This window comes from Erwinia persicina (assembly GCF_014838825.1).
In the GTDB taxonomy this organism is placed as follows: Bacteria; Pseudomonadota; Gammaproteobacteria; order Enterobacterales; family Enterobacteriaceae; genus Erwinia; species Erwinia persicina_A.
This window is the reverse complement of record NZ_JACYMO010000007.1, coordinates 58034-70973: the sequence shown is the minus strand read 5'-3', so window position 1 is coordinate 70973 and position 12940 is coordinate 58034. Positions and strand designations below refer to the sequence as shown.

Sequence of the window (12940 nt, the reverse complement as noted above, 5' to 3'; positions counted from 1 at the left end):
CGTCGTTAATCTTCTGCTGCAGGATGACGCGACAGGCGTTATCCCGCTATGATGCCCGTAAAATTAAAGAGTTCAGGGGAACAGGCATGACGGTATGGCAGTGTTACCTGCGCGGCTGGAAAGGGTATGTGAACTTTCAGGGGCGGGCAGGCAGAAAGGAATTTTGGGTATTTCTCGGCTTCAATATCCTGCTGTCGCTGCTACTGGGCATGCTGGTGATGTCTCTGCTGGCACTGGCCGGTTCGCGTGCCGCGATGTTTTATGGCTCGATGGCGCAGTCGCTGTTCTCCCTGCTGTTTCTGCTGCCGTTTATCGCCGTCGGTATTCGCCGCATGCACGATATCAACCGGTCAGGCTGGTGGTTCGGTGCCATCTTCATTACCTCTGGCCTGTTTAAGCTGCTGACGGCGATCCTGCGCGGTTTCGCTACGCCGGAAACCTTTATCTATGGACAGATGGTACTGTCGGTGCTGCTCGGCTGGGTGCCGCTGGTGATCATGATCGTTCTCTGCTGCAAAAAAAGCGTCGCGCCGGAATCTGCGGAGGCCTGACATGCAGGCCTGCCCGGAGCGCGGTCTGGCAGCACCGTGCAGGCCCGTCGGAAGCTACGCGTCGCGAAGCTTAAACACCCGCACCATCTCCAGCAACTGCTCTGCCTGCTGCTGCATGGCCTGAGCCGCCGCCGCCGAGGCCTGAGACAGCGTGGCGTTCTGCTGGGTGGCCGCGTCCATCTGCACCACAGCTACGTTCACCTGGTCAATCCCGCTGCTCTGCTCGCCGCTGGCCATTGAGATGGTTTCCACCAGCTGGCTGACGCGCTGTACGCTGTTGACGATCTCATCCATGGCGCTACCCGCCACTTTCACCTGCGAATTTCCCTCATTGATGCGCGTTACCGAGCGATCGATCAGCGTACCGATCTCTTTTGCTGCCGAGGCAGACCGGTGCGCCAGCGCCCGGACTTCGGCCGCCACCACCGCAAACCCCCGCCCCTCACTACCGGCGCGGGCCGCTTCGACCGCGGCATTGAGCGCCAGAATATTGGTCTGAAAGGCGATACTGTCGATCACTCCAACAATATTGCTGATCTCGGTAGAAAACTGGTGGATTTGACTCATGGTCTGTACCACCTGTTCTACCACTTCACCGCCCTGGCTGGCGACCGCGCAGGCTTCAATGGAGATGGTGCTGGCGATGCGCGAGTTCTCTGCGTTGTTTTTCACCACCGAGGTCAGCTCTTCCATTGAGGCCGCCGTCTGTACAATAGCGCTGGCCTGGGCTTCATTACGGGTGGACAGCTCGCGGCTGCCGGTGGCGATCTCAGCGGAGGCTGAGGCAATGGTCTCCGTGCCGGAGCGCACGCCGGAGACAATGCGCGTCAGGTTGCCGTTCATGTCGTGCAGGGCATGCATCAGCCCGGCGGTTTCATCGCGACCGCTGACCACAATAGGCGTCTGCAAATCGCCGGAGGCCACGGCGCGGGCAACAGAAACGGCCTGAGCCAGCGGGCGGGTGATACTGCGGATCAGCCACCAGGTGATCAGCGTCCCGGCCAGTAGCGTCAGGCCCATTGCCAGCAGCAGCATCAGGCGGGTTTGCTGATACTGCTGCAGGTTGCGTGCTTCACTCTGCTGACGCAGCAGCGTCGCCTTCTTCAGCGTGGCACTGACCACTTCATCGATCATCCGGGTGGGTTCACGGTCGATGCCCGTCACCAGGCGATCGACGCGGTGTGCGCTGCCGCTGTCCCGCAGATCGTACTGCTGCAGGGCGGAAAGGTAGTGTGCTTCCAGTGCATCGTGCAGCGTACGCGTTTTCAGCACCTCCGCATTACTCAGGCCGATCTGCGGCAGCATGGTACTCAGTTGAGTAAGCAGTTGCCGGGTGTTCTGACTGCGGGCGATAAAGGCCGTGCGGTACTGATCGAATTTATCCTGACCCTGAGTGCCGCGCAGCAGGGTATTTTTCCACTCCTGAACCTGAATTTTAAACTGTACCTGCGCGTTGCGTGCGGTATCGATGCTCTCTGCTATGGTCGCTTCCGTGGCCAAAATATGTTGGTTCTGCGTCAGTCCATCGGCGTTGATCATCAGACCGCGCAGACCGGTAAACAGGGTGGCGAGCAATAAAATGGCCGCCAGCAGGCTCAGTCGCTGTCCGATGGAGAGGTGATTAAGTTTCATAGCGTCAGGATTTCCCGGTTAAAAAATCAATAAGTTCACGTACGCCAGTGGTATCGACCCAATCGGCAGTGACTTTAATCGGCAGGAGAGGGGAAAAGGGAGAGAATAGCGGCTAACAGGTTGATCTGTAGAAGGAAGGGGGGGTTATGACGTTTTCGTGACAATGGCATCCCCTCCGCAGCGGGAGGGGAATACCGGATTACGCGTTTATTTTACACACTTATCGCATTGGTTTTGCTGGATCTGCTGGAAGAAGTCGTTGCCTTTATCATCGACCAGAATAAAGGCCGGGAAGTTTTCCACTTCGATCTTCCAAATGGCTTCCATCCCCAGTTCAGGGTACTCAATGCACTCCAGACTCTTGATGCTCTGCTGCGCCAGCACGGCAGCCGGCCCGCCAATGCTGCCGAGGTAGAAACCGCCGTGCTTGTGGCAGGCATCTGTAACCTGCTGGCTGCGGTTGCCTTTTGCCAGCATGATCATGCTGCCGCCGTTGGCCTGCAGCTGGTCAACGTAAGAGTCCATACGGCCAGCGGTTGTCGGGCCAAGGGAGCCGGAAGCATACCCTTCAGGTGTTTTCGCCGGGCCGGCGTAGTACACCGGGTGATCTTTAATGTACTGCGGCAGGCCGTCACCGCTGTCAATGCGCTCTTTCAGTTTGGCATGGGCAATATCGCGGCCGACAATAATGGTGCCACTCAGCGACAGGCGGGTCGACACCGGGTATGCCGACAGCTGGGCGAGGATCGCCTTCATGGGACGGTTCAGATCAACCTGCACCACATCACCTTCACCCTGCTGGCGCAGTTCGACCGGAATATACTGACCCGGGTTCTCTTCCAGTTTCTCAATCCAGATCCCGTCGCGGTTGATCTTCGCTTTGATATTACGGTCAGCGGAGCAGGAGACAGCCATCGCCAGCGGACAGGATGCGCCGTGACGTGGCAGGCGGATCACCCGGATATCATGCGCAAAGTATTTGCCACCAAACTGCGCACCGAGGCCCAGCTGCTGTGCTGCCAGCAGCAGCTCCTGCTCCAGCTGAACGTCGCGGAACGCCTGACCGTGTTCATTGCCTTCGGTAGGCAGCTCGTCATAGTAGTGCGTGGAGGCCAGCTTGACGGTTTTCAGCGTGCTGTCAGCCGAGGTGCCGCCGATGACAAAGGCGATATGGTACGGTGGACAGGCGGCCGTACCGAGGCTGCGCATTTTTTCAGTCAGGTAATCTTTCAGTTTACCCGGGGTGAGCAACGCTTTGGTTTCCTGATACAGGTAAGTTTTGTTGGCTGAACCGCCGCCTTTTGCCATGCAGAGGAATTTATACTCATCGCCGTCAACGCTGTAGAGGTCGATCTGCGCGGGCAGGTTAGTACCGGTATTGACCTCTTTGTACATATCCAGCGGGGCATTCTGGGAATAGCGCAGGTTATCTTCTGTATAGGTGTTGTACACGCCCTGGGCCAGGGCGGCTTCATCGCCGCCGCCGGTCCAGACCCGCTGGCCTTTTTTACCCATGATAATCGCGGTGCCGGTGTCCTGGCAGGTCGGCAGAATCCCTTTGGCGGCGATTTCAGAGTTCCTCAGGAACTGCAGGGCGACATACTTATCATTTTCACTGGCCTCGGGGTCGGCGAGGATCGCCGCCACCTGACGCTGGTGGGCAGGGCGCAGCATAAATGAGGCATCATGGAAGGCCTGCTGTGCCAGCAGCGTCAGCGCCTGCGGCTCGACCTTGAGGATTTCCTGTCCTTCGAATTCGCTCACGGAAACGTGGTCGCGGGTCAACAGGTAGTATTCGGTATCCTCTTTGGCAAGAGGGAACGGGGTCTGATAATGGAAAGGTTTTTTCGACATTGTGCTCTCACTTAATGATGTGCTGCCATCCTTCTCTGACGCGGAGGCCCGGCAACATTAATGGCGATATCTGTTTTATTTTTTTGACCTGCCGGCCCGGGCTCGGGTCGGCAGGTCAGGAATGGTATAACATTGTTGCAACATCTGCATGCCTGAGTGCGAAATTAACCGTTAAGTCCGCATCAGAACATCATCACCATCCACGGATAGCCAATCAGCATCAGTGCGCAGAGGAAGATAGCACCGAAGATGGTGCCCAGACGCCAGTAGTCTTTGGTTGGCAGGTAGCCGCTACCGTAGTAAATCGGGCTTGGGCCGGTGCCGTAAGGGGTGATGATGCCCATCACACCCAGTGAGGTACACATCATCAGGCAGAATACCGGCATATTAATGCCCGGAATCGATGCCGCGATAGTCAGCATGGCCGGTAACAGCGCGGTAGTATGCGCAGTGGTACTGGCGAACAGGTAGTGCAACAGGAAGAAGGCAATCATCAGCACTACCGCTGAAACCTGAGGGTCATAACCCTGCAGCAGCATGCCACCTTCTTTGCCCAGCCAGGCGATAAAGCCGACGCGAGCCAGACCGTCCGCCAGCGCGACCAGGGTGGCAAACCAGGCAAAGGTGTTCCAGGCCGGTTTGTTACTGGTAATGTCGTTCCAGTTGAGGACGCCGGTCCACAGCATCAGTACCACTACCAGCAGTGCGGCCATCGCCGGTTCAATCCATGCGGTAGCGAAGATCCACATCAGCAGGGCAGAGACCACGAACACCAGCAGCAGGATTTCGTTACGCGACAGTTTACCCAGTTTTTCCAGTTCACTGATGGCCCAGCGCGGGACTTCATCGTTAAATTTGACTTCCGGCGGGTAGAGCCAGTAAGCCAGCAGCGGCATGGTCAGCAGCAGTAACAGACCCAGCGGCAGGAAGGCGAGGAACCACATACCCCAGGAGATATCGAAGCCTACGACACTTTTCACCAGGGCCAGGGCCAGCAGGTTCGGTGCCAGCGCCGAGAGGAACATGGAGCTGGTGATACAGGCGGCGGTGATGGCCACCCACATCAGGTAAGAACCAATCTTACGGGCGCTGGGGTCATTGGGTTTGGAACCGTACAGGGGCGGCAGGTTGGCAATAATCGGATAGATAGTGCCTCCGCTGCGCGCGGTGTTGGACGGGGTGAACGGTGCCAGCAGCAAGTCAGCGAAGGTAATGGCGTAACCCAGCGTCAGGCTGCGGCGACCCAGATATTTCACCAGAATCAGCGCCAGGCGACGGCCAAACTGCGTTTTGTCGTATCCCGCCGCAAACATAAAGGCACCGAAGATCAGCCAGACGGTGGAGTTCCCGAATCCGCTCACCGCCCATTTAAAGGCCTGAGCGGCGGTTTTGAATTTAGGATCCGCCAGCTCAGCCGGGCTGAACAGTAGCCACTGACTGAACAGGGCAATCACTACCACGCCGGTGAGGCCGATAACCGCACCGGGCAGTGGTTCAAAGATCAAACCGACAATCACCCCAACGAAAATGGCAAAGAAGTGCCAGGCATGCGGTTCCAGGCCGTGCGGGACCGGTACCAGCAGCAGCAGTACCGCGACCAGAACGGGCAGGAACAACATAAGCAGGCGTTTTTTTTGCGCCGCAGGGGCCGGAGGAGCCTTTGCGGTATCACTTACTATCGATGTCTGTTTCATAGTTTTTGTCTGCAAGTTAATAAGAATGCGTTAAGTATCCGGTAAGGTATAGCGGTTTTTTTTACTTTCTTTTCTATTTGTTCCGTTTTTTTTACCCTGATACTTGAATCTTTTTTGCCCTGTTCCTGGTGAGGAACGTCATTATTTATGGGCTTGATATAAATATAATGCGACTTCCTTAAATATAGACTTTGATCTAGATCAAGAAAAATCAAAGGACCCTTTTATTTTTAACAAATGGGACTGAATTATTATGAGTAGTTTTCATTTGAGCACATTATTACCCCTGATACGGTAGATTTCATTTCCAGAAAAACCCAGGTAATTTTTTCAACCCATTGATTTTAATCATTTTTATTTTAATGTAAACCATAAGTTGATTTTTTGTTCTCATTGGTTAACAATTAATAAAAGTATTTATATCATTTTAGGATAATAAAAATCAATCGTTTATTTAAAAGTTAAATAATTAAAGTTATCGATTATATAGCTAAAGAAATTGCTATATTAGCACCATGACATCGGACCATTCATATAAATAATAAACAGCTGTCCGCGAAAGAATTCAGAACTTTTAATTTGGAGTCCACCTTATGAATACGTTAACCCCTATTCTCAACCCGCTGACATTGCCTAACGGTGCGGTGTTGAAAAACCGCCTGCTGATGGCACCGATGACTACCTGTACCGGCTTTTATGACGGCACCGTCACCAGTGAGCTTGTCGAATATTACCGTGACCGTGCGGGCAGCATTGGCACGGTGATTGTCGAGTGCTGCTTTATAGATCCGAAGGGGCCGGCCTTCCCTGGCGCCATCGCCATTGATAGCGATAACAAGATCCCGGGCCTGGCAAAAATTGCTCACGCTATCAAAACCGAAGGCTCTAAGGCCATCCTGCAGATCTACCACGGTGGCCGTATGGTCGAACCGGAGCTGATTGGCGGTCGCATCCCGGTCGCACCGAGTGCCATTGCCGCCCCGCGTGAAGGGGCGACCACGCCGCAGGCGCTGACGGCAGAAGAAGTAGACGTGATGATCACCAAGTTTGGTGACGCCGTAAACCGGGCGATTAAAGCCGGCTTCGATGGCGTAGAGATCCACGGTGCTAACACCTACCTGATCCAGCAGTTCTACTCCCCGAACTCTAACCAGCGCGACGATAAATGGGGCGGCAGCCGTGACAACCGCGCCCGCTTCCCGCTGGAAGTGCTGGAGATCACCCATAAGATGGTGGAACGCTTTGCCGATTCCTCCTTTATTATCGGCTACCGCTTCTCCCCGGAAGAGATTGAAGTGCCGGGCATCCGCTTTGACGACACGCTGTACCTGCTGGAAAAGCTGGCCGCACGCGGCCTGGATTACGTGCATTTCTCCGTGGGACAGCTGCTGCGTTCCTCCATTGTCGATCGTGAAGATCCAACCCCGCTGATCACCAACTACCTGGCAGCACGTTCAGAGACCCTGGCCAGAGTGCCGGTGATTGGCGTAGGTGGGGTGGTTAACAAAGCGGATGCCGAGATGGCGCTGGAGTACGGTTTCGACCTGGTGGCCGTGGGTAAAGCCTGTATCGCCTACCCGGACTGGGCAGACCGCATCATTAAAAACGATCATCTGGAGCTGTTTATCGACAGCACCCAGCGCGAAGCACTGAATATTCCTGAACCGCTGTGGCGTTTCTCACTGGTTGACGCCATGATCCGCGATGTCAGCACCAGCGGTCGCAAATACAAAGCCGGCGTGTATCAGGAAAAAGTGGAAGCCGAAGCGCTGAAGCTGAAAATCAACGTCACACTGGATACCGACCGTATTACTGACATCTCGCTGATCCCTGACGACAGCCTTGATGTTGACTTCACCACTACCTTTGAAAGCCTGCGTACCCGCATGCTGGTGGCTAACAGTCCGCATGTGGATGCAGTAACCGGCGCGACCACGCAGAGTGAGGCGCTGAAAAAAGCCGTTTCCCGCGCGATGACGACCTCCAGCAAGGAGCACGTAATCGAAGAGGGCGGTAATCCGCAGGCACCCCAAAATTACGACGTGGTCGTGGTCGGCAGCGGCGGTGGCGGTCTGGCCGCAGCGATCGAGGCGAGTGATGCCGGTGCGCATGTGGTGATCATCGAGAAGATGCCGACCATCGGCGGGAATACCATTAAGGCTTCCGTCGGCATGAATGCCGCAGAAACCCGCTTCCAGAAACTGAAAGGCATTGAAGACAGCAAAGAGCTGTTCTATGACGAGACGCTGAAAGGCGGCAAGTTTAAAAACAATCCCGAGCTGCTGCGTGAGTTCGTTAACCTCGCGCCGGAGGCCATTGAGTGGCTGGCGGGCAACGGTATCGAGCTCAACGATATCACCATCACCGGCGGCATGAGCATTGACCGTACACACCGCCCTGCAGACCGTTCAGCCGTCGGCGGCTTTCTGATCAGCGGACTGGTGAAGAACATCAACCAGCGCAATATTGAAGTGCTGCTGGAAACCTCTGTTGCTGAAATTTTGATGGAGAATGGGGCGGTCAGCGGCGTGAGAGTGGTGGATGAGTATAATGACACCCGCATCCTCAATGCGAAAAGCGTGATCGTCGCCACCGGGGGCTTCAGCGCCAACCGCGAAATGGTGGTGAAATACCGCCCTGAGCTGGACGGCTTTGTGACCACCAACCACAAAGGTGCCACCGGCAGCGGGATTGCTATGCTGCAGAACATCGGTGCGGATACCGTTGATATGGGCGAAATTCAGATTCACCCGACAGTGGAGCAGACCACCTCGTACCTGATTTCCGAATCGATTCGCGGCGGCGGTGCCATCCTGGTCAGCCAGGCAGGCCACCGTTTCTACAACGAAATGGAAACCCGCGACAAAGTGTCCGCTGAGATTATTGCCCTGCCAGAGAAGAGCGCCTGGATTATCTTCGACGATCAGGTTCGCAGCAATAACAAAGCGGCCGATGAGTATATTGCCAAAGGCTTCGTGATCAGTGCGCCAACGCCGCATGAGCTGGCAGTGAAGCTGAATATGGATCAGGAAACGCTGCAGACCACGCTGGGCCGCTACAACGGCTTTGTGGCACAGCAGAAGGATGAAGACTTTGGCCGTACCACCGCCCTGCGTCATCCGCTGAATAAGGGACCGTACTACGCCATCCGCATCGCCCCGGGCGTTCACCACACCATGGGCGGCGTGACCATTAACACCGATACATCGGTGCTGGATGCGCAGAAACAGGTGATTCCTGGTGCTTGGGCGGCAGGGGAAGTGGCCGGTGGCATTCACGGTGCTAACCGCATCGGTGGAAACGCCGTAGCCGATATCATCATCTTCGGTACCCTGGCTGGCCGTAACGCTGCGGCTTACGCCCGGCGCTAACGGCCGCGAGGCATGAACGGGCTGACCGGAAAAAAGTCAGCCCCGCCATCGCCTTCATCCACAGGGGACGCAACCTGCTGTCCCGGTCGTCCCGCATTGAGGAGCCTGAGAATGACCCTGCCCGCTGAAACTGGCGTGTACGCCTATTCCGCCGTCCTGATGGGCTCACCCATCCTCCTTAAGCTGTTTGACCACGATGAAGCACTCGCCGGGCGAGTGTTTCGTCTTATTAAGCAGCAGGAAAATCTATTCACCGTTAACCGCGCTCACTCTGAAGTCATGGCGATTAACCATGCGGCAGGGCGACATCCTGTGGTCGTCAGCCCGCCGGTCTATCAGCTTATCAGGCGGGCCAGTGAGGTCAGCAGGCTACCCGGTAGCAGCTTTAACTTTGCCATCGGCCCGCTGGTCAAACGCTGGAAAATAGGCTTTCAGGGGCATACGGTGCCGCCTGAAAGCGAACTGAAGACGTTACTGGCGCTCACCGACCCGCATCAGGTGGTACTGGATGATGCCGAACACTCAGTTTTTCTGCAGCAGGCAGGTATGGAGATTGACCTGGGAGCGATCGCCAAAGGTTATATTGCTGACGTGGTGCGCGACTATCTGCACCAGCAGAACGTTGACTGTGCGCTGATCAACCTGGGGGGGAACGTCCAGACGCTGGGGCATCCGGGTGAGCAGGGCTGGAGCATCGGCCTGAAACAGCCGTTTGCTGAACCTGAGGCGCTGATCGGTGTGATCGCGGTATCGCATCAGTCCGTAGTGACCTCCGGTGTTTACGAACGCTACTTCGAGCTTGAGGGACGGCGCTACCACCATATCCTTGACCCGCACACCGGCGTCCCGCTGGACAATGAACTGCTCAGTGTAACGATCGTCTCTGCTGACTCGATTGACGGAGACATCTGGACGACGCTGTTGTACGGCATGGGGGTAGAAAAAAGCCTCGCTGTCCTGCGCAATACGCCAGACATCGAGGCCATTTTTGTTACCCGGGATCGTCAGGTGATCTGCTCCTCACAGCGCACTTACCGCTTTACGCTGCTGGACGACAGCTATCGCCTTACTGGCAATACTGTTTAAGCAGGGCAGTATGCTCCGGCTGCAGACGGTAGCGGTAGACCGGGCGGCCGGTGGCACCGTAGTGAATACTGGTAAACAGAATATTGCTGTGCGCCAGCCAGATGAGGTATTTACGGCAGGAAACGCGTGAAATATTCACGGCAGCAGCGAGGTCGTCCGTGGAAAATTCATCATTCGGATGCGCATCGATCCACAGGCACAGGGTACGTAGCGTCTGCGGGGTCAGACCCTTTGGCAGGCGTTTGGTATCTTCAGCCGCTGGCGGATTACCGTGCAGCAGCTGATCCACGTCTGCCTGTTCATAAAACGCGTGGTTGTCCATCAGCGTTTTTTTCTGTTTCCATCCGGTCAGTGCCTCTTCGAAGCGGGAGAACTGGAAGGGTTTGATCAGATAATCCACCACACCATAGTGCAGGGACTGTTTGATTGTCGCCGCATCGGCGGCAGAAGAGATGACAATCACATCGACAGCGCGTCCGGACTCGCGCAGATCCGGCAGCAGATCCAATCCGTTGTCCTGCTGCATATAGACATCCAGCAGAATCAGGTCGATAGGGACGTCACTGTGCAGCACCCACTCTTTTGCCTGTTGCAGGGTGGACGCCACGCCACAGCAGGTAAACCCCGGCAGTTGAGCGACATAGCAACGGTTCAGTTCTGCGACCATCGCATCATCATCGACGACTAAAACATTGATCATGCGTTTTTATTCTCTCCATCCCAGGGCAGTTGTACAAAAAATTGCGTATAAACGCCAGGCTCGGACTCTACAATAATTTTCCCGCCAAGGCTCTCGGTTTGTTGTTTTACCAGAAACAGTCCAACGCCGCGTTCTTCGCCTTTCGAAGAGAAACCCTTCTCAAAAATAGCCTCCAGCTGGTCGGCAGCAATGCCGGGGCCGTCATCGCTAACCTCACAGGCGAGGAAGCCATTCTGGTAGTGTAGCAGCACGCTGACTTCGCCCTCAGCGCTGGGTCCCAGCGCATCGAGGGCATTTTCAATCAGGTTACCCAGCACCGTGATCAGCACGGCCACCTGGGTTTCACTGCCGCTGTCAGGCAGCATGCAGTCATCGCTGATCAGCAGATGATTACCGGTGTCGGAAGCACGGTTAATCTTACTCAACAGGAAACCGGCAATCACCGGCGACTTGATTTTTCCCATCAGCGAACCGATTTCAGTCTGATAATTATTAGCGGTTTTCAGAATATAATCCTCTACTTTGCCGTAACTTTTCATGTGCAGCAGGCCGAGGATCACATGCAGTTTATTCATAAACTCGTGAGAGCGTTCACGCAGGGCATCAACATAGCTGACCATCCCGTCGAGGCGCTGCATCAGCTGACTGACTTCGGTCTTATCCCTGAAGGTGCAGATGGCACCGATAATGACGCCGTTACTGCGGACGGGCATGGTATTGCACAGCAGGATGCGGCCTCTCAGGTTGATCTCTTCATCCCGCCGGGGCAGGCCATTGCTCAGCACGTTGCGCAGATTCGAGATCAGCGGCCCGGAGGCTGCTACCGTCTCGCCGATATCACCGTTCACCGCCTGCTGGATGCCGGCGTCGCGCAGAAGCTGACGCGCCGCACGGTTAATCAGCGTGACCTGCGTGTGATCGTCCACGGCGATCACCCCTTCTTTCATTGATTGCAGCATCGCCTGGCGCTGCTCAAACAGCGTGGATATTTCATAGGGCTCCAGCCCGAAGAGGATGCGTTTGGCGGCGTTTACCAGCAGGAAAGTGCCAATTGCCCCAACCAGAATACCGAACAGTGCAGACCAGAAAATGTTCCAGCGGCTCTGGTTAATCTGTTTGGCGACTTCGCTTAACGAGATACCGATCGCCACCACGCCAATTTGTTGCTGCTGGTGGTTGTAAACCGGGGTAAACAACCGGAGCGCCTCAGCCAGTTTGCCGTGATTGATGGCCATATTCTCCTGACCCCGTAGAGCAGGCTGCAGATCTTCCCCGATAAAGTGCTGGTTGATCAGGCTGGCATCGGGATGAGAATAACGGATACCGTCCATATTGGTGATGACCACAAACAGCAGGTCATTGCTTTCCTGCACGGCGCTGGCGATCGGCTGAATGATCCCCTGGGTGGGGGGTAACTGCAGTGCTTGCTGGATCTCAGGGGAGTCGGCCAGGGTGCGTGCTACCGCCAGGGCCTTATCTTTGACGCTTTCCTGGGTGACGTGGCTTATCTGGAAAAAATAGAACAGATGCACGATCAGCAACACCGTAGCGATCACGGCGCTGACCATCAGGCTGACGGAAGTGCTGAGTTTCATCGGGCGCTTTCGCACCGGCGGCGTCAGCTGCGGGTCACTCATGGAGACTCCTGAAAGAGAGGGAAGCGGCTTAAACTGTCGCTAATATAACGCGTGAACCGGTTAAACAGGATATTTTAGCGGAAAATGAGGTTGGTTTTCTTACGACAGGGGGGCGCTAAGAGGTAGGGGGGGGAGGAGTCTAAAAGAGCCCCCGGAGGGGCTCACGCCATTATTTTGGCAGTTCGCTGAGCTCTTTAACGTCACTCTTGCTGATCTGCTGTTCAGTGCCGTTGGCATCGGTGTAAGCAATCAGACCCGTTTTGTTATCTTCCTTCGGCTTGCCATCACTGATGATGGTACGGCCATCATTAGTATGGATAGCATAGCTGCTGCGGGTGCAGCCGGAGAGGGCGGTAACGCAGAACAGTGCCGCCAGAGATACAGCCATAATCTTTTTCATAGGGATTCCTTTTTA

The 12940-nt window shown here is 55.5% G+C and carries 9 protein-coding genes; 3 read left to right on the top strand and 6 right to left on the bottom strand.

The features are described 5' to 3' along the window. The first annotated feature begins 86 nt into the window (after positions 1–86). Positions 87–551 carry a DUF805 domain-containing protein gene (locus IFU29_RS16520; protein ID WP_191934879.1) on the top strand — a complete coding sequence of 155 codons (465 nt, stop codon included), beginning with the start codon at positions 87–89 and terminating at the stop codon, positions 549–551. A gap of 54 nt (positions 552–605) precedes the next feature. Here IFU29_RS16520 and IFU29_RS16515 read toward each other — a convergent pair whose 3' ends face one another. The 3 genes from IFU29_RS16515 to IFU29_RS16505 form a co-directional block, all read right to left on the bottom strand. Beyond that, entirely contained in the window at positions 606–2183 is a 1578-nt protein-coding gene (locus IFU29_RS16515) for a methyl-accepting chemotaxis protein (RefSeq protein ID WP_191934878.1), read from the bottom strand. Positions 2184–2390: 207 nt separating this feature from the next. Beyond that, positions 2391–4037, bottom strand: coding sequence for a class I fumarate hydratase FumA (gene fumA / locus IFU29_RS16510; RefSeq protein ID WP_191934877.1), 1647 nt, complete (start codon positions 4035–4037; stop codon positions 2391–2393). Between the two features lie 182 nt (positions 4038–4219). Further along, positions 4220–5731: a DASS family sodium-coupled anion symporter gene (locus IFU29_RS16505; protein ID WP_191934876.1), complete on the bottom strand. Its 1512-nt coding sequence runs from the start codon at positions 5729–5731 to the stop codon at positions 4220–4222. 593 nt (positions 5732–6324) lie between these two features. Between IFU29_RS16505 and IFU29_RS16500 the strand changes: the two genes are divergently transcribed. Both IFU29_RS16500 and IFU29_RS16495 read left to right on the top strand, forming a co-directional pair. Next, positions 6325–9102, top strand: coding sequence for a flavocytochrome c (locus IFU29_RS16500; RefSeq protein ID WP_191934875.1), 2778 nt, complete (start codon positions 6325–6327; stop codon positions 9100–9102). Positions 9103–9219: 117 nt separating this feature from the next. Then, positions 9220–10188: an FAD:protein FMN transferase gene (locus tag IFU29_RS16495; protein ID WP_191934950.1), complete on the top strand. Its 969-nt coding sequence runs from the start codon at positions 9220–9222 to the stop codon at positions 10186–10188. Here IFU29_RS16495 and dcuR read toward each other — a convergent pair. From dcuR to IFU29_RS16480, 3 genes are all read right to left on the bottom strand, one after another. Next, a complete protein-coding gene (dcuR, locus tag IFU29_RS16490) occupies positions 10169–10888 on the bottom strand; it encodes a two-component system response regulator DcuR (protein ID WP_191934874.1) in 720 nt (239 codons plus the stop codon). The genes IFU29_RS16495 and dcuR overlap by 20 nt on opposite strands. After that, positions 10885–12525, bottom strand: a complete 1641-nt coding sequence (locus tag IFU29_RS16485) for a sensor histidine kinase (RefSeq protein WP_191934873.1) — start codon at positions 12523–12525, stop codon at positions 10885–10887. The genes dcuR and IFU29_RS16485 overlap by 4 nt, the downstream gene beginning before the upstream one ends. 169 nt (positions 12526–12694) lie before the next feature. Then, positions 12695–12925: a YgdI/YgdR family lipoprotein gene (locus tag IFU29_RS16480; protein WP_191934872.1), complete on the bottom strand. Its 231-nt coding sequence runs from the start codon at positions 12923–12925 to the stop codon at positions 12695–12697. Positions 12926–12940 lie beyond the last annotated feature (15 nt).